The following is a 16,305-nucleotide window of genomic DNA, read 5'->3' as shown; positions in this document are numbered from 1 at the left end:
CGCACCTAGCATGCGAGGCGTGGACGCGGGGTTAAGGTCGCCGCATCGGTTCCGGCCGGCGCCCCCGCCCTACTGGCAGGCGAGGCATTCCTCGTAATCGGTGGGGCCCTCGATCTCGATGCGCTTGGCCTCGGGCGTGTTATCCGCCTCGACGCCACCCGCGAACCCGGCGCGCTGCACCGATTTCGACCGCAGGTAGTAGAGCGACTTGATGCCCTTTTCCCATGCCTGGAAGTGCAGCATCATCAGGTCCCACTTGTCGACATCGGCCGGGATGAACAGGTTCAGCGACTGTGCCTGATCGATATAGGGCGTGCGGTCCGCCGCGAATTCGAGCAGCCAGCGCTGGTCGATCTCGAAGCTGGTCTTGTAGGTCGCCTTTTCCTCGGGCGAGAGGAAATCGAGGTGCTGGACCGAACCGCCGTTCTCGAGGATCGAGTTCCAGACGTTGGTCGAATCCTTGCTCTTCGCCGCGAGCAGTTTCTGAAGGTAGGGGTTCTTCACCACGAACGAGCCCGACAGCGTCTTGTGCGTGTAGATGTTGGCCGGAATCGGCTCGATGCAGGCCGAGGTTCCGCCGCAGATGATCGAGATCGACGCGGTCGGCGCGATCGCCATCTTGCACGAGAAGCGCTCCATCACGCCCTGGTCGGCAGCGTCGGGGCAGGGACCGCGTTCCTTGGCAAGCATCATCGAGGCTTCGTTGGCCTTCGCGTTGATGTGCTGGAACATCTTGAGGTTCCAGGCCTTGGCCATCGCGCTTTCGAAGGCGATGTTCTTCTTCTGCAGGAACGAGTGGAAGCCCATCACGCCCATGCCCACCGAACGCTCGCGCGCGGCGGAATACTTGGCGCGCGCCATCTCGTCGGGCGCCCGGTCGATGTAGTCCTGCAGCACGTTGTCGAGGAAGCGCATGACGTCCTCGACGAAGCGCTTGTCCCCGTGCCACTCGTCCCACGTCTCGAGGTTGAGCGAGGACAGGCAGCAGACCGCCGTGCGATCGTTGCCGAGGTGGTCGCGGCCCGTCGGCAGCGTGATTTCGGAGCACAGGTTCGAGGTCGAAACCTTGAGGCCCAGCTCGCGATGATGCGTCGGCATCATGCGGTTCACGGTGTCCGAGAAGACGATGTAGGGCTCGCCCGTCGCCAGCCGCGTCTCGACCAGCTTCTGGAACAGCGAGCGGGCATCCACGGTCGCACGCACCGACCCGTCCTTGGGGCTCTTCAGGTCGAACTGCGCGCCGTCGCGCACCGCTTCCATGAACTCGTCGGTGAGGAGCACGCCGTGATGCAGGTTGAGCGCCTTGCGGTTGAAGTCCCCGCTCGGCTTGCGGATCTCGAGGAACTCCTCGATCTCGGGGTGCGAGATGTCGAGGTAGCAGGCCGCCGAGCCGCGCCGCAGCGAGCCCTGCGAAATCGCCAGGGTGAGCGAATCCATGACCCGCACGAACGGGATGATGCCGCTGGTCTTGCCGTTGAGGCCGACAGGCTCGCCGATGCCGCGCACCTGCCCCCAGTAAGTGCCGATGCCGCCGCCGCGCGAGGCGAGCCACACGTTCTCGTTCCAGGTGCCGACGATGCCTTCGAGGCTGTCCTCGACCGAGTTGAGATAGCACGAGATCGGCAGCCCGCGCCCGGTTCCGCCGTTCGACAGCACCGGCGTCGCGGGCATGAACCACAGCCGCGAGATATAGTCGTAGAGCCGCTGGGCATGCTCCTCGTCGTCGGCGTAGGCATCGGCGACGCGCGCGAAGAGGTCCTGGTAGGTCTCGTTCGGGAGCAGGTAGCGGTCGGTCAGCGTCTCCTTGCCGAATTCGGTGAGGAGTTCGTCGCGCGCGGGGTCGGTCTCGATCGAGAACCGGCGCGCCTGGATCGACTTCGAATCGCGCTTCGCCGCCTCGGCAATGGCGCCGGCCATCGCCTGCGCCGCGCCTTCGGCGACCTTGCGGCCGAGGTCCTCGACCAGCTCGCTCGATCCGGGATCGCTCTTGTCCGTCATTCCGATTGCCGGGCCATTGCCCGTCTCCTCTTTCGCGGTCGTGCGCGCCGCCGGTTCGATCGTCACGTCGCTCGTGTCGTTCGCCTCTCCGGCCATGATCGCGCTTTCGGTCTCCGCGTCGTTTTCGTTCCTGAAATCCACCGCTCGCCCCTGACGTTCCGACCGGCCCTTTCCGGACCGATACATTTGCCCCGTTGTTCCGTGTTCGTTCGAGTCGGCGGACAAGGTTGTCTGCCTATCAAATCGGGTACGAAAGGGGAACGAAAATCCGCTCCCGCCAACCCGGCAAGGGCATCCCGGCGCGCCTCGTCCACCGAATCCCCGAACAGGGCGCAAAAGCGCGCCCCTGCGCTTCGGGAAACTAGGATTAGAGGCCCGACACCGCCCGAACCACAATCCATAGTGCCTTTTCTCGATTCCCGCGCAAGAGGGTAAACAGCGTCCAAACGCTTCGAAGCGTCGTTTGGACAAGACTGAGTCCGGTTTGCAACAGGTCGCCTTCGCCGATTTCCGCGCTGCTCCGCCGGGCCGAAACGGCGCTGGCGAAACTGTGCATAAAATCCGCTTGCAATATGTCGGTAGTGTCGCGCGATTATCAATGCCGATTCACGTCCCGCGAAGCGCTGAGCGCAACCGCCCGGCGCTTCCCCCGTTTCCATCGCCGAGGCATCGCAACAGGAGGCAGGCCCCACCATGCTCAATATCATCGGCGCCATAGTCGGCGGACTGATCGTCGGCATCCTTGCCCGGTTCTTCTATCCCGGCGAAGTCGACATGGGCTGGCTGGCGACGATCCTGCTCGGCGTGGGCGGATCGCTCGTTGCCGGGCTGGTCACCAGCCGGGGACACCGCGATTTCCATCGCGCCGGCTGCCTCGCCTCGATCCTGGGCGCGATCGTCCTGATCCTCGTCGGACGGCTGCTGGGCATCGGCTAGGAGACGGCCGCGACCCGCTCCCCCGGTTCAGGGGACGAGAACGGTGTCCCTCGGCTCGTCGAGCGTATCGGGATAGTCGAGCGTGTAGTGCAGCCCCCGGCTCTCGTGCCGCTTGAGCGCGGACTGCACGATGAGGTCGGCGCACTGGTGCAGGTTGCGCAGCTCGACGAGGTCGGTCGAGACGCGGAATGCGCCGTAGTAGTCCTCGATCTCCTTGCCGAGCATCCGGATACGGTGGGCGGCGCGTTCCAGCCGCTTGGTAGTGCGCACGATGCCGACGTAGTTCCACATGAACCGGCGTATCTCGGTCCAGTTCTGCTTGATGACGACTTCCTCGTCCGAATCGGTCACGCGGCTTTCGTCCCATGCCCGGACGGGCGGCGGATCGTCGAGGTCGCCCCAGTGATCGAGGATGTCGGCGGCCGCCGCCTCGCCGAAAACGAAGCATTCGAGCAGCGAGTTCGAGGCAAGGCGGTTGGCGCCGTGAAGCCCGCTCTCGGTGCATTCGCCCGCCGCGTAAAGGCCCGGCAGGTCCGTCCGTCCCGCCAGGTCGATCATCACGCCGCCGCAGGTGTAGTGCTGTGCGGGCACGACCGGGATCGGCTCGCGCGTCATGTCGATGCCGAGGCCGAGCAGCTTTTCGTAGATCGTCGGGAAGTGACCGCGGACGAATTCGGGCGGCTTGTGGCTGATGTCGAGATGGACGTAGTCGAGGCCGAGGCGCTTGATCTCGTGGTCGATGGCGCGGGCAACCACGTCGCGGGGCGCAAGCTCGGCGCGCATGTCGAAGCCCGGCATGAAGCGACGCCCTTCCCCGGGCACGCCGGGCGGCAGCTTGAGATGCCCGCCCTCGCCGCGCACCGCCTCGGTGATCAGGAAGTTCTTGACCTCGAGATTGTAGAGGCAGGTCGGGTGGAACTGCATCATCTCCATGTTGGAGACGCGCGCGCCCGCACGCCATGCCATCGCGATGCCGTCTCCCGTCGCGCCGCGCGGCGCGGTCGAGAACAGGTAGCAGCGCCCCGCTCCGCCCGTTGCCAGCACCGTGGCGCGCGCGGTGTGCGCCTCCACCTCTCCCGTCTCCTGCTCGACGGCATAGACGCCCCAGACGCGGCCCGACCCCGAATAGCGTTCCTCGTGCCTGCCGGTGATGAGGTCGATACAGGTGCGGCCCGGCATCATCGTGATGTTGGGATTGGCCTCCGCCGCCTCAAGCAGTGCCGACTGGACCGCCCAGCCGGTGGCATCGTCGACGTGGACGATCCGGCGGTGCGAATGCCCGCCTTCGCGCGTGAGGTGCAGGGTGTCCCCGTCGCTGTTGAACGGCACGCCAAGCTCGACCAGCCGTTCGATCGCATAGGGCGCGCGCTCGATCACGAACTCGACGGTTTCCTGCCGGTTGAGCCCTGCGCCGGCGATCATCGTGTCGCGGATGTGATCCTCGAAGGTGTCGCCCGCATCGAGCACCGCCGCAATGCCGCCCTGCGCCCACGCGGTGGAGCCGCCGGTGAGGCTGCCCTTGGCAAGGACGAGGACCTTGAGCCGTTCGGCAAGGGCCAGCGCGGCGGTAAGCCCTGCCGCGCCCGACCCGATCACGATGACGTCATGCTGGCCCTCGACGGAGCCTCTTCCCGAATCCATCGCTGCTTCTTGCCGGTCCGCCGGGCGCGTGGCAAGCGAACCCGCGCGCGAGCTGCTGCCGGATGAAATGCCGTCAGGCCGCCTGCGCCTTGCTGGTAAGCGAAACGAAGACATCCTCCAGGTCCGCCTCGCGCGTGGTCACGTCGACGATCGCGAAGCCCTGGTCCTGCACGAGCGCGAGGATCTGGCCTGCCGTCATGCGGTCCTTGTCATAGGTGATCTCGACCATGTGATCGCCCAGCTGCTCGCACTTTAGGAAGGCGGGATGTTCTGGCGGATGGACCATCGGGCGGTCGAGCGTCAGCCGCACGATTTTCTCGCGCGCCATTTCCACCAGTTCGCGGGTGGTCTTGTTGGCGATGACCTTGCCCTGGTCGATGATTGCGATGCGGTCGCACAGCTCCTCGGCTTCCTCGAGGTAGTGCGTGGTCAGGACGATGGTCACGCCCTGCTCGTTCATCTCGGTGACGAGTTCCCAGAGCTGCCGCCGCAATTCAACGTCGACGCCCGCGGTCGGCTCGTCGAGGATGAGCACCGGCGGCTGGTGGACAAGCGCCTTGGCGATCAGCAGCCGGCGCTTCATCCCGCCGGAAAGCGTGCGCGCATAGGCGTCGCGCTTGTCTGCCAGATGCACGTCCCGCAGCAGTTCCATGGATCGGCGCATCGCCCTGGGCACGCCGTAGAGCCCGGCCTGGTTCTCCAGCACCTCGAACGGCGTGAAGAACGGGTCGAAGACAATCTCCTGCGGCACGATCCCGATCGACCGCTTGGCATTGCGCATGTCGCGATCGATATCGAAGCCCCAGATTTCGGCAGAGCCCGAGGTCTTCCTGACCAGCCCGGCAAGGATGTTGATCAGCGTCGACTTACCCGCGCCGTTCGGGCCGAGAAGGCCGAAGATGCCGCCCTGCGGCACATCGAAGCTGACGCCGTCGAGCGCGAGCTTGCCCGGCCCCTTTCCCTCGGCGGCATAGCGTTTGACGAGGTCGCGGATCGAGATGGCGGGCGCGTCGGTCATGTCAGGCGCTATTGGGGTACCGCGAACGCTTCGTAAACCCTGCGGGACGCCGATTGGTGCTGGAAAATCGCGCGGGGCGCTGGTAATCGCCGCAGCCATGATCGAGCCGCCCGAAATCGTCTATACCGACACCACCCGCGTGAAGTGCGACGGTGCCACCGACATCCGCGCCGCCGGCGACTACAAGCCTTCGGCGCTGGGCCACCCGCGCGTGTGGCTTGAAATCGACGAGCACGGCTATGTCGACTGCGGCTATTGCGACCGCCGCTTCGTGCTGAAGGGCGGACCCGCCGATGGCGCCGATCATTCGCAGCTTCCCGACATTTCGGAGGGCGCGAGCATCTGAGGCACGCGGGAGCGGTGGCACGGCCCGCCGCTTCGTCCTATATCGGGGCGCATGGCTACAGCACCCGATCCCCGTTCGCTCATCTATCGTCCCGACCAGCTCTCGCCCGAAGACGCGCAGGCGCTCGCCCGCGAGACGCTGAGGGACTGTGACGACGGCGAACTGTTCCTTCAGTTCATCGCGACCGAGAGTTTCGGCTTCGACGACGGGCGACTGAAGACCGCCGACTATTCGCGCGATTCGGGCTTCGGCCTGCGCGGCGTTTCGGGCGAGATGACCGGCTTTGCGCATGCCAACGACGTGTCCGCCGCCGCGATCCGGCGGGCCGGAGAAACGCTGAAGCTGCTCGATCCCGCCAGGGGCGCCCGTGCCGCCGCACCGCGCCTCAACAACCGGCACCTCTACACCGACGCCTCGCCGCTCGACGCGATCCCGTTCGAGCGCAAGGTGAAACTGCTCGAGGAGATCGACGCCGCTGCCCGCGCCCGCGACCCGCGCGTCGCGCAAGTCAGCTGCAGCCTTTCGGGATCGTGGTCGGTGGTCGAGATAGTGCGCGCCGACGGCTTCCTGGCAACCGACATCCGCCCGCTCGTCCGGCTCAATGTCGGCATCGTCGCCGAATCGAACGGGCGACGCGAAACCGGCAGCTTCGGCATGGGCGGGCGCTGGCTCTACGACCGCCTGTTCGAGCCCGAAAGCTGGAACCGCGCCATCGACGAGGCGCTCGCACAGGCGCTCGTCAACCTCGAAAGCGTCGATGCCCCTGCGGGCGAGATGACCGTCCTGCTCGGCCCCGGCTGGCCCGGCGTCCTTCTTCACGAGGCGGTGGGACACGGGCTCGAAGGCGATTTCAACCGCAAGGGCACCAGCGCCTTTTCGGGCCGCATCGGCGAACGCGTCGCAGCGCCCGGCGTCACCGTGGTCGACGACGGATCGATCGCCGAGCGGCGCGGCTCGCTCTCGATCGACGACGAGGGCACGCCGACGCAGGAAACCGTGCTGATCGAGGACGGCATCCTCAAGGGATACATGCAGGATCGCCTGAACGCGCGCCTGATGGGCGTCGAGCCCACCGGCAACGGACGGCGCGAGGATTACGCGCACGCCCCGATGCCGCGCATGACCAACACCTTCATGCGATCGGGCGGCGACGATCCGGCCGAGCTGCTTTCGCGCGTGAAGCGCGGCATCTTCGCCAAGAGCTTCGGCGGCGGACAGGTGGACATCGTTTCGGGCAAGTTCGTGTTCTCGTGCACCGAGGCCTACATGGTCGAGAACGGCAAGGTCGGCGCACCGATCAAGGGCGCGACCCTCATCGGCGACGGGCCGAGCGTGCTGACGAAAGTGTCCGGTATCGGCGACGACATGACGCTCGACGAAGGCGTCGGGGTCTGCGGCAAGGGTGGGCAAAGCGTCCCGGCGGGCGTCGGTCAGCCGACGTTGCTGATCGACGGAATCACCGTCGGGGGAACCGCCTGAGGTCAGCGACCGTTCATCGCCTGCGTGCTACGACTCGGCGCAAGAACATGCACGGAGAGCCGAAATGAAAAAGACTGCAGTCATGCTGGCCGCCGTCGCCACGGCGATTGCGGCTCCGGGCGCGATGGCCAAGAGCAAGGCCGCGGGCGAGAAGGAACTTGCCGAGATGCTCGAAGGCCGCGTTGCCGGCGAGCCTGTAAGCTGCCTCAGCCGCCACCAGACCCGCGACGTCAAGGTGATCGACAAGACCGCCATCGTCTACGGGCGCGGCCACACGATCTACGTGAACCGCCCGGTAAACGCCGACCGGCTGGACGACGACGACATCCTCGTCACGCGCAGCTCGCTGTCGCAGCTCTGCTCGGTCGAGACCGTCCAGCTCTACGACCGCACCGGCAACTTCTGGACCGGCTTCGTCGGCCTCAGCAAGTTCGTGCCGTACAAGCGCGTAGCGGTCGCCGACTGACCGGATGACGGCCGCCCGAAGGCCTTGGGCGGCCGATCTTCTCCACTACTGGTTTCACGAACTGGAACCGCGCCAGTGGTTCGCAAGCGACGAAGTGGTCGACCGAGAACTGCGCCGCCGCTTCGAAGGCCACCTCGCCGCGTTGCGGGTGCGTCCCGCGACCGAATTCCTTTCGGACCGCGAGACGGCCCGCGCCGCGATCCTCCTGTTCGACCAGGTACCCCGCAACCTGTTCCGCGACGATGCGCGCGCTTTCGCGACCGATCCGCTCGCCCGCGAGATTTGCAAGGCCGCGTTGCGCAAGCGATGGGATAACGGCCTTTCGCATGCAGGGAAGCAGTTCGTCTACATGCCGCTGATGCACAGCGAGGACATCGCCGACCAGCGACTGTCGCTGCGCCTGTTCGCATCCCTTGGCGACAGCTTCAACTTCCGCTTCGCCCGGTCGCACCACGCAATGATCGCGCGTTTCGGGCGCTTCCCCCATCGCAACGAGTTGCTCGGGCGCAGAACGACCGAAGCAGAGGCGCGGGCAATCGCGGCAGGCAACGCGTGGTAGCATCGCGCCTTCGCACGGTGCTTCGCTGGCTCCTCGGGCTGGCGTACGGCGCGGCAGGCGTGCTGCACCTCGCCGCGCCCGACCCTTTCGTCTCGATCGTGCCGGGCTGGGTGCCCGCCCCCTACCTCGTCGTCGCGCTGACCGGCTTGGCGGAGCTGGCGGGAGCGGCGGCGCTCCTGCAGCCGTGGTCGCATGCCCTGCGCATCGCGGCGGGCTGGGGCCTTGCCGCCTATGCGCTGGCCGTCTGGCCCGCGAACTTCGAGCACATGCGGATGGACATGGCGCAAGCGGACGGCGGTCTCGGCTTTGGCTATCACCTGCCGCGCCTTGCCTTCCAGCCGGTTTTGATCTGGCTAGCCCTGTGGGTGAGCGGCGCCCTTTCGCGATTTCGCTCCGCCTGAATCGCTGCGCGAGAAGAAGCCGACGCCAGCGATGTATCCGGCGACGCCCGCAGCCACCACGCCGCCGACGATGTTCGAGGCAAGCTCGCCCACGTAGACGCCGTCCGCACCCCATGGTCCGCGCACAAGGAAGGCCACCGGCACCATCACGAGCAGGACCCGGCCGAGCGACTGGACAAGCGCCAGCTCCGCCCTGCCGATGGCGTTGAGCGCACCGTTCGAGACGATCAGCAGGCCGTACCCGGCGTATCCCCACGCAGCGACTTCAAGGTACCGCGCAAGCGCGCCTGTCACTTGCGGATCGTCGCTGAAGAGCGCGCCGAGCGGCTCGCGGAACGCGACAAGGATCGCGGCCACCGCAAGCCCGTAGAGGATGCAGAAGCCACCCGCCCAGCGCAGCGCGCGCCTGACCCGGTCGAATTCGTGCGCTCCCCAGTTCTGGCCGACGATCCCGCCGATCGAGCTGGAAAGGCCGAGCAGCGGAACCACCGCGAAACTCTGCAGCCTTCCGCCCGCGCCGAATCCCGCGACCGCCTCCTGTCCGAACTTCGCAAGGAACGCCGTCAGCACCGCAAGCCCGATGGGATTGATCGAATTGGAAAACGATGCCGGCCCGGCGACCCTGACGATCGCAAGTGTCCCCTCGCGCCAGTCGCATTCTAACAGCCGGCGCGGGGCGAGCCTGATTTCACTGGTCTCGAGCAGGGCGAAACCTATCCCGCCGCCGACCAGCCAGCCGCCGATCGTTGCATAGGCCGCGCCCGCGACGCCGAACCCCTCGAACCCGAAGGCGCCGGTGATCAGGATCGGATCGAGGATCCAGTTGGCGACGGCGAAGCTCACGAGGATCAGCGAGGCGCGTTTCGCTGCGCCCTGCGCGCGCAGGCAGCCGTTGACGCCCATCAGCAGCAGGAGCAGCGGAAAGCCCACCGCGAACGGGACCATGTAGGCATCGATCAGCGGCAGCAGGCTCTCGTCGGCCTGCATCAGCCGGAACAGCGGCATGCGCAGGAGGTAGAGCAACGCGGCGAGCACCAGGCCGAACGTGGCCGAAAGCGCGATGCCGAGGTTGCCGAGCCGCCGCGCCCGTTCGATGTCGCCTCCGCCGAGCGCGCGGCTGACCACGGAACTGATACCCGCCATGACGCCGACGCCGAGGCTCTGGAGCGCGACCGTGACGGGGAAGATGAAGCTGACCGCCGCGAGCTCGGCGGCACCGAGCTGGCCGACGAAGTAGGCGTCGATGATGCCCACCGACATGATCGCGGCGACGCCCACCATCATCGGCGTCGTCTGGGTGACGAGGTGCCGGACGATCGAACCCTGCGTCAGCCTCGCCTGCGAGGGACCGTCGTCGTTGTCGCTGTCCGCCATGGCCAAGGTAACGGCGCGCACTGCGATGCGTTCCGCACCGCTAGGGGCGCGCGCCTCACTCCCACTCGATCGTGCCCGGGGGCTTCGAGGTATAGTCGTAGACCACGCGGTTGATGCCGCGCACCTCGTTGATGATGCGGGTCGCGACGCGGCCGAGGAACTGGCCGTCGAAGGGATAGACGTCCGCAGTCATGCCGTCGGTGCTGGTCACCGCGCGTAGCGCGCAGACGCTGTCGTAGGTGCGCCCGTCGCCCATCACGCCCACCGTCTTGACCGGGAGAAGGACCGCAAATGCCTGCCAGATCGCGTCGTAGAGCCCGGCGTTGCGGATTTCCTCGAGGTAGATCGCGTCGGCCTTGCGCAGGATGTCCGCCCGCTCGCGGCTGACTTCGCCGGGGATGCGGATGGCAAGGCCGGGGCCGGGGAAAGGGTGGCGTCCGACGAACGCCTCGGGCAGGCCAAGCTCTCGGCCCAGCTCGCGTACCTCGTCCTTGAACAGTTCGCGCAGCGGCTCGACAAGCTTCATGTCCATCCGCTCGGGCAGGCCGCCGACGTTGTGGTGGCTCTTGATCGTCACGCTCGGACCGCCGGTGAACGAGACGCTTTCGATCACGTCGGGATAGAGCGTGCCCTGCGCCAGGAAATCGGCGCCGCCGATCTTCTTCGCCTCGTCCTCGAACACGTCGATGAAGGTCTTGCCTATGAACTTTCGCTTCCGCTCGGGATCGGTTTCGCCCTCGAGGCCCTTCAGGAACAGCGTGCTCGCATCGACGTGGACGAGCGGGATGTTGTAGTGGCCGCGAAACAGCGAGACGACCTGCTCGGCCTCGCCCATGCGCATCAGCCCGTGGTCGACGAAGACGCAGGTAAGCTGGTCGCCGATCGCCTCGTGAATCAGCACCGCCGCGACCGCCGAATCGACGCCGCCCGACAGCCCGCAGATGACCTTGCGATCGCCGACCTGCTCGCGGATTTCCTCGATCTTGGTCTTGCGGAATTCGGCCATCGTCCAGTCGCCCGCCAGCCCGCAGACGTGGCGCACGAAGTTCTTGAGCAGCTTGCCGCCGTCGGGCGTGTGGACGACCTCGGGGTGGAACTGCATCGCGTAGATGCGCTTCTCGTCGTTGGCGATCACCGCGAAGGGGGCGCCGGGGCTCGACGCGACGGGACGGAAGCCGGGAGCGAGCGAGGTCACCTTGTCGCCGTGGCTCATCCACACCTGGTGCGTCTCGCCCACGCGCCACAGCCCGTCGAACAGCGCGCATTCGTCGGCGATCTCGATGAAGGCGCGGCCGAACTCGCCCGAATCGCCTTCGAGCACAGAGCCGCCCATCTGGTGCATCAGCGCCTGCTGGCCATAGCAGATGCCCAGCATCGGCAGCCCCGCATCGAGGATCGCGCCAGGGATCGCGGGGCCGTCCTCGTCAAGCACCGACGCGGGCGAGCCGGAAAGGATGACGCCCTTCGGATCGAGGCGCGCGAAGGCCTCCTCGGCCTGCGTGAACGGCGCGATCTCGGAATAGACGCCCGCCTCGCGGACGCGGCGGGCGATGAGCTGGGTCACCTGGCTGCCGAAATCGACGATCAGGATTGAATCGGGAAGGTGAGAAGGGTCCATGGCGCGCCCCGTTACGCGCCTCGCGGGCCAAAATCCAGCGTTGGCGGAGGTGTCAAGGGCGGTTTGGGAGAGTGCGCCGACATCGGGCCCGGATAATGGAGCGATTTCCGAATCTTGAATCACCTTTTGCAAAATTGGCAAGCGATCCGCACTATTTCGCACTTGCACAATTATGCTGCGACGCAACAATCGGTCGTGCAACGAAGCCAATAAACGGATGTCCAGTGAAAGGCGGCAAACCTTTGGAAAGGACAATGCGATGAAAAAGCTTCTCTATCCCGGTTTCGCCGCTGCCTGCCTCGCCCTTGCCGGTTCGCCGGCGATGGCCGGGGAGGTAACGTTGCGGATCGACCATTCCGACCTCGACCTGACGCGCAAGGCCGATGTCGAGACCCTGCGCGCCCGGGCCAAGCGCGCCATCAGGCAGGCGTGTGCCAACGAAAGCTCGCTCAGCCACTACACGGTCAGGGACGAACGCGCTTGCGAACGCGAGGCCCTTGCGCAGGCCGAAAGGCAGATCGACCGGAATCACGGCCTGGCGCTCGCCATGGCCGACATGAGCAGCAGCTGATCCGGCACCTTCGACCGGGGCCGCTCCCGCTTCCGGGCAGGGGCGGTCCTGTTGCCGAACGCCCCTAGCCGCCTCCGATCTGCCCGAGGATGAAAGCCAGTACCAGCCCCAGCGCGGTCGCGATGCCGGCGAGGTGATGGTCCTTCCGGAAGGCGGTGGGAAAGACCTCGGTCGAAAGGCTCGCGACGACCGCGCCTGCCGCGAAGCACCGGATGAAGGCGAGCCAGCCCTCTCCGACCCCTGCCAGCAGCAGGTTTCCGGCGATGGCCGCGAGCGACAGGATCGCCGCCGTCGCGCCCCAGATCGCCATGATCCGCCACTTAGAGCGCGCGTCCCGCGATCCGCTGTCCGACGAAGCCATTTCCTTCGCGCCGCCCGCCGCCTCGGGCAGGTTCGAGAGGAAGATAGACCCCGCCAGCGCCGCAACGCCAGCAGGCCCCGTCCCGATAAGCGCGACGCCGAGTGCAAGGTTCTCGGGGATGCCGTCGAGCGTAATCGCGGCCAGCAGTCCGCCGCCCGAATCCGGACCCCACTTCTCGTCGATGAGGTAATCCACCAGCGCGAAGACCACCGCGCCCGCCGCGACGCCGCCGGTGGCGACGTGGAGGCTCGATTGCGCGATCGCTGGTTCGACCAGCTCGGAAACGAGCGAGAGGACGAGCGCCCCGCCCGCGACGGCGATCAGGAAGCCCTCCAGCCGCTCCGACATATTGCCCCAGATGCCCCACGCCGCCCCGATCAGCAGCGCACTCGAAACGACGACCACCACGATCAGCATCATCAACACCGGGCATGTTCCTTCCAAAGTCCGCGCGCACCGTTTCGCCGGCGGTGCGCCTCATTGTGGAAAATCCCCGAGCGCCGGGCGGTTTCGCTTGGGTCCGGACCACGAAATGCCTATATGCTCGACATGGCAAGCACACCGGAAAACAAGAAGAACGGCAACGGGTACGGCGCCGAATCCATCAAGGTCCTCAAGGGTCTCGACGCGGTCCGCAAGCGGCCCGGCATGTACATCGGCGATACCGACGACGGATCGGGCCTGCACCACATGGTGTTCGAGGTTTCGGACAACGCCATCGACGAGGCGCTGGCCGGTCACTGCGACCGCGTGCTGATCGAACTGCACCCCGACAATTCGGTCTCGGTCGACGACAACGGCCGCGGCATTCCCACCGATATCCACAGGGAAGAAGGCGTCTCCGCCGCCGAGGTCATCATGACCCAGCTTCATGCGGGCGGCAAGTTCGAGAATACGTCCGACGACAACGCCTACAAGGTTTCGGGCGGCCTCCACGGCGTCGGCGTCTCGGTCGTCAACGCCCTGTCCGAATGGCTGGAGCTCACGATCTGGCGCGAAGGCAAGGAGCACTGGATGCGCTTCGAGCACGGCGTCGCCGTCGAGCCGCTGAAGGTCGTGGGCGATGCGCCCGTCGTCGACGGCGAGCCGCGCACGGGCACCCGCGTGACCTTCCAGGCGAGCACCGACACGTTCAAGAACGTCACCGAATACGATTTCGAGAAGCTGGAGCACCGCTACCGGGAGCTGGCCTTCCTCAATTCGGGCGTGCGCATCGTCCTGCGCGACCTGCGGCACGAGGAAACCGAGGAGCACGACCTGTTCTACGAGGGCGGCATCGGTGCCTTCGTGGGCTGGCTCGACCGCAACAAGCAGGCGCTGATCCCCGAACCCATCGCGATCTCGGCGGACCGCGACGGCATCGGCATAGAGGTCGCGCTCGAATGGAACGATTCCTACTACGAGAACGTCCTGTGCTTCACCAACAACATCCCCCAGCGTGACGGCGGCACCCACCTTGCCGCGTTCCGCGCGGCGCTGACGCGCACGCTCAACGGCTATGCGGAGCGTTCAGGGCTCATCAAGAAGGAAAAGGTCTCGCTCTCGGGCGAGGACATGCGCGAAGGGCTGACGGCGATCGTCTCGGTCAAGCTGCCCGATCCCAAGTTCGGATCGCAGACCAAGGACAAGCTCGTCTCCTCCGAGGTTCGCCAGCCGCTCGAAAGCCTGATGGCCGACAAGATGACCGAGTGGCTCGAGGAGAACCCCGCGCACGCCAGGACGATCATCCAGAAGATCGTCGATGCCGCCGCCGCACGCGAAGCGGCGCGCAAGGCGCGCGAGCTGACCCGGCGCAAGGGTGCGATGGACATCGCCTCGCTCCCCGGCAAGCTGGCCGACTGCCAGGAACGCGATCCCGCCAAGTCCGAGATCTTCCTGGTCGAGGGCGATTCCGCCGGAGGTTCGGCCAAGCAGGGCCGCGACCGGCATTACCAGGCGATCCTGCCGCTCAAGGGCAAGATTCTCAACGTGGAGCGCGCCCGCTTCGACCGGATCATCTCGTCGAAGGAAGTCGGCACGCTGATCCAGGCGATGGGCACCGGCCTGCGCGACGAGTTCAACCTCGAGAAGCTGCGCTACCACAAGATCGTGATCATGACCGACGCCGACGTCGACGGCGCGCACATCCGCACGCTGCTGCTCACCTTCTTCCATCGCCAGATGCCCGAGATCATCAAGGCCGGGCACCTGTTCATCGCCCAGCCGCCGCTGTTCAAGGTGAGCAAGGGCCGCTCGGAAGTCTACCTCAAGGACCAGGCCGCGCTCGACCGCTACCTCGTCGAGGGTGGCCTGCAGAACCGCGTGCTCGAAGCACCCGGCGGCGCGCGCGGCGGGGGCGAGCTCGAAGCGCTCGTCGAACATGCCCTGCGTTTCAAGAACCTCATGGCTTTCGTGCCCGGTCGTTACGACCCCGCGGTGGTCGAGACGATGGCGCTGACCGGCGCGCTCGATCCCAGGCTGGCGGGCGGCGATCGCTCGGCCTCCCTGCAGAAGGCCGCAGGGCACCTCGCGATGGGCGATCCCGAAGGCGATTGGTCTGCCCAGGTCACACCGGACGGCGGCGCGCGGTTCGACCGGACGTGGCGCGGCGTGACCGACGTGTTCCTCATCGAACCGTCGTTCCTGACGAGTGCCGAGGCGCGCAAGCTTCACGCCCGCGCGCAGGAGCATGCCGACATCTACGCCGCGCCCTCGCGCCTCATCAAGGCGGGCAACGAGGCCGACCAGCCCGCGCCGGACAGCGAAGATGCCGACGGGGAGGAGGAAGAAGCGACGCGGCCGACGCCAGGCGAAGATGCCATCACCCGGCCGAGCCAGCTCGTCGAGAAGGTGCTTGCCGCCGGGCGCAAGGGCCTTTCGGTGCAGCGCTACAAGGGCCTCGGCGAAATGAATGCCGAACAGCTCTGGGAAACGACGCTCGATCCCGAGAACCGCGCGCTTTTGCAGGTAAAGGTCGAGGACGCGGACGTCACCGACGAAATCTTCACGCGCCTGATGGGCGACGTCGTCGAACCGCGCCGAGACTTCATCCAGGAGAACGCGCTCAACGTCGCCAACCTCGACGTCTGAGGCAGGCGCGATGCGCATCGGCAGCGCTCCGGGTCCCGAGGTTTTCGAGCGGCTTGCCCGCGCGGCCTTCACGCGCATCCCGCCGCCGTTTTCGGACCATCTTGCCGACATCGTCATCAGGATCGAGGAATTCGCCGACGAAGAGACGCTCGAGGCCGTGGGCATCGACGATGCCTGGCACCTGTCGGGCCTCTACCACGGCCGTCCACTCGACGAACAGTCGGTGTGGTCGAGCGGCGACATGCCGCCGGTCATCACCCTCTACCGCCAGCCGCTGCTGGCCGAGTGGTCCGAGACCGGCGTCGATCTTGAGGCGCTGGTGACGCACGTCGTGGTGCACGAGGTCGGCCACCACTTCGGCCTGTCCGACGACGACATGCACGCGATCGAAAACGGCGCCTGATCCTGCGACATGTCAGGGCTGTAATCGGCTGGCGTTCCCGGTACTGTCCGGGAAAGGACAAGCAC

Annotated in this window: 15 protein-coding genes; 9 read left to right on the top strand and 6 right to left on the bottom strand. The window is 66.5% G+C overall.

What is annotated here, in order from left to right; translation table 11 throughout:
* Positions 1–69: 69 nt before the first annotated feature.
* A complete protein-coding gene (locus FHS75_RS05535; protein ID WP_229735657.1) occupies positions 70–1,998 on the bottom strand; it encodes a ribonucleoside-diphosphate reductase subunit alpha in 1,929 nt (642 codons plus the stop codon).
* A gap of 693 nt (positions 1,999–2,691) precedes the next feature.
* Between FHS75_RS05535 and FHS75_RS05530 the strand changes: the two genes are divergently transcribed.
* Positions 2,692–2,934, top strand: a complete 243-nt coding sequence (locus tag FHS75_RS05530; RefSeq protein WP_179406743.1) for a GlsB/YeaQ/YmgE family stress response membrane protein — start codon at positions 2,692–2,694, stop codon at positions 2,932–2,934.
* Between the two features lie 27 nt (positions 2,935–2,961).
* Here the strand turns inward: FHS75_RS05530 and nadB are convergent, their stop codons facing one another.
* On the bottom strand, positions 2,962–4,575 hold the full coding sequence (nadB, locus tag FHS75_RS05525) for an L-aspartate oxidase (protein ID WP_179406742.1): 1,614 nt from the start codon (positions 4,573–4,575) through the stop codon (positions 2,962–2,964).
* Between the two features lie 73 nt (positions 4,576–4,648).
* Positions 4,649–5,593, bottom strand: coding sequence for an ABC transporter ATP-binding protein (locus FHS75_RS05520; RefSeq protein WP_179406741.1), 945 nt, complete (start codon positions 5,591–5,593; stop codon positions 4,649–4,651).
* A gap of 97 nt (positions 5,594–5,690) precedes the next feature.
* Here FHS75_RS05520 and FHS75_RS05515 point away from each other — a divergent pair, with 97 nt between their 5' ends.
* The 5 genes from FHS75_RS05515 to FHS75_RS05495 all read left to right on the top strand — a co-directional run bounded on the left by FHS75_RS05515 (position 5,691) and on the right by FHS75_RS05495 (position 8,844).
* A complete protein-coding gene (locus FHS75_RS05515) occupies positions 5,691–5,939 on the top strand; it encodes a zinc-finger domain-containing protein (RefSeq protein WP_179406740.1) in 249 nt (82 codons plus the stop codon).
* A gap of 51 nt (positions 5,940–5,990) precedes the next feature.
* On the top strand, positions 5,991–7,418 hold the full coding sequence (gene tldD / locus FHS75_RS05510) for a metalloprotease TldD (protein ID WP_179406739.1): 1,428 nt from the start codon (positions 5,991–5,993) through the stop codon (positions 7,416–7,418).
* Between the two features lie 64 nt (positions 7,419–7,482).
* Complete coding sequence (locus FHS75_RS05505) at positions 7,483–7,884, top strand: hypothetical protein (protein ID WP_179406738.1); 402 nt, start codon at positions 7,483–7,485, stop codon at positions 7,882–7,884.
* 4 nt (positions 7,885–7,888) lie between these two features.
* Positions 7,889–8,443 carry a DUF924 family protein gene (locus tag FHS75_RS05500; protein WP_179406737.1) on the top strand — a complete coding sequence of 185 codons (555 nt, stop codon included), beginning with the start codon at positions 7,889–7,891 and terminating at the stop codon, positions 8,441–8,443.
* Positions 8,437–8,844, top strand: a complete 408-nt coding sequence (locus FHS75_RS05495) for a DoxX family protein (protein ID WP_179406736.1) — start codon at positions 8,437–8,439, stop codon at positions 8,842–8,844. The genes FHS75_RS05500 and FHS75_RS05495 overlap by 7 nt, the downstream gene beginning before the upstream one ends.
* On the opposite strand, the gene FHS75_RS05490 is transcribed toward FHS75_RS05495, so the two are convergent.
* Both FHS75_RS05490 and guaA read right to left on the bottom strand, forming a co-directional pair.
* Positions 8,797–10,239, bottom strand: coding sequence for an MATE family efflux transporter (locus FHS75_RS05490; RefSeq protein ID WP_342356003.1), 1,443 nt, complete (start codon positions 10,237–10,239; stop codon positions 8,797–8,799). The genes FHS75_RS05495 and FHS75_RS05490 overlap by 48 nt on opposite strands.
* A 34-nt stretch (positions 10,240–10,273) precedes the next feature.
* On the bottom strand, positions 10,274–11,836 hold the full coding sequence (gene guaA / locus FHS75_RS05485; protein ID WP_179406735.1) for a glutamine-hydrolyzing GMP synthase: 1,563 nt from the start codon (positions 11,834–11,836) through the stop codon (positions 10,274–10,276).
* Positions 11,837–12,095: 259 nt separating this feature from the next.
* Between guaA and FHS75_RS05480 the strand changes: the two genes are divergently transcribed.
* Positions 12,096–12,407: a UrcA family protein gene (locus FHS75_RS05480; protein ID WP_179406734.1), complete on the top strand. Its 312-nt coding sequence runs from the start codon at positions 12,096–12,098 to the stop codon at positions 12,405–12,407.
* A 64-nt stretch (positions 12,408–12,471) separates the two neighbouring features.
* On the opposite strand, the gene FHS75_RS05475 is transcribed toward FHS75_RS05480, so the two are convergent.
* Positions 12,472–13,188: a ZIP family metal transporter gene (locus FHS75_RS05475; RefSeq protein WP_179406733.1), complete on the bottom strand. Its 717-nt coding sequence runs from the start codon at positions 13,186–13,188 to the stop codon at positions 12,472–12,474.
* 129 nt (positions 13,189–13,317) lie between these two features.
* On the opposite strand from FHS75_RS05475, the gene gyrB reads away from it, so the two are divergent.
* Both gyrB and FHS75_RS05465 read left to right on the top strand, forming a co-directional pair.
* Positions 13,318–15,837 (top strand): DNA topoisomerase (ATP-hydrolyzing) subunit B, encoded by a 2,520-nt coding sequence (gene gyrB, locus FHS75_RS05470; RefSeq protein ID WP_179407385.1) that lies wholly within the window; start codon positions 13,318–13,320, stop codon positions 15,835–15,837.
* Between the two features lie 10 nt (positions 15,838–15,847).
* A complete protein-coding gene (locus FHS75_RS05465; protein ID WP_179406732.1) occupies positions 15,848–16,240 on the top strand; it encodes a metallopeptidase family protein in 393 nt (130 codons plus the stop codon).
* The last annotated feature ends 65 nt before the right edge of the window (positions 16,241–16,305 follow it).

The organism is Novosphingobium marinum (assembly GCF_013408095.1).
GTDB lineage: Bacteria > Pseudomonadota > Alphaproteobacteria > Sphingomonadales > Sphingomonadaceae > Novosphingobium > Novosphingobium marinum.
The sequence above is the reverse complement of the archived record's forward strand: the minus strand, read 5'-3'. Positions and strand labels throughout refer to the sequence as shown.

What these genes read in the sequence shown, in the direction of transcription:
- FHS75_RS05520 (WP_179406741.1), bottom strand. Translation starts at nt 5,593, where the DNA reads ATGACCGACGCGCCCGCCATCTCGATCCGCGACCTCGTCAAACGCTAT.
- FHS75_RS05505 (WP_179406738.1), top strand. Translation starts at nt 7,483, where the DNA reads ATGAAAAAGACTGCAGTCATGCTGGCCGCCGTCGCCACGGCGATTGCG.
- gyrB (WP_179407385.1), top strand. Translation starts at nt 13,318, where the DNA reads ATGGCAAGCACACCGGAAAACAAGAAGAACGGCAACGGGTACGGCGCC.
- guaA (WP_179406735.1), bottom strand. Translation starts at nt 11,836, where the DNA reads ATGGACCCTTCTCACCTTCCCGATTCAATCCTGATCGTCGATTTCGGC.
- FHS75_RS05465 (WP_179406732.1), top strand. Translation starts at nt 15,848, where the DNA reads ATGCGCATCGGCAGCGCTCCGGGTCCCGAGGTTTTCGAGCGGCTTGCC.
- FHS75_RS05515 (WP_179406740.1), top strand. Translation starts at nt 5,691, where the DNA reads ATGATCGAGCCGCCCGAAATCGTCTATACCGACACCACCCGCGTGAAG.
- FHS75_RS05475 (WP_179406733.1), bottom strand. Translation starts at nt 13,188, where the DNA reads ATGATGCTGATCGTGGTGGTCGTCGTTTCGAGTGCGCTGCTGATCGGG.
- nadB (WP_179406742.1), bottom strand. Translation starts at nt 4,575, where the DNA reads ATGGATTCGGGAAGAGGCTCCGTCGAGGGCCAGCATGACGTCATCGTG.
- FHS75_RS05535 (WP_229735657.1), bottom strand. Translation starts at nt 1,998, where the DNA reads ATGACGGACAAGAGCGATCCCGGATCGAGCGAGCTGGTCGAGGACCTC.
- FHS75_RS05500 (WP_179406737.1), top strand. Translation starts at nt 7,889, where the DNA reads ATGACGGCCGCCCGAAGGCCTTGGGCGGCCGATCTTCTCCACTACTGG.
- FHS75_RS05480 (WP_179406734.1), top strand. Translation starts at nt 12,096, where the DNA reads ATGAAAAAGCTTCTCTATCCCGGTTTCGCCGCTGCCTGCCTCGCCCTT.
- FHS75_RS05530 (WP_179406743.1), top strand. Translation starts at nt 2,692, where the DNA reads ATGCTCAATATCATCGGCGCCATAGTCGGCGGACTGATCGTCGGCATC.
- tldD (WP_179406739.1), top strand. Translation starts at nt 5,991, where the DNA reads ATGGCTACAGCACCCGATCCCCGTTCGCTCATCTATCGTCCCGACCAG.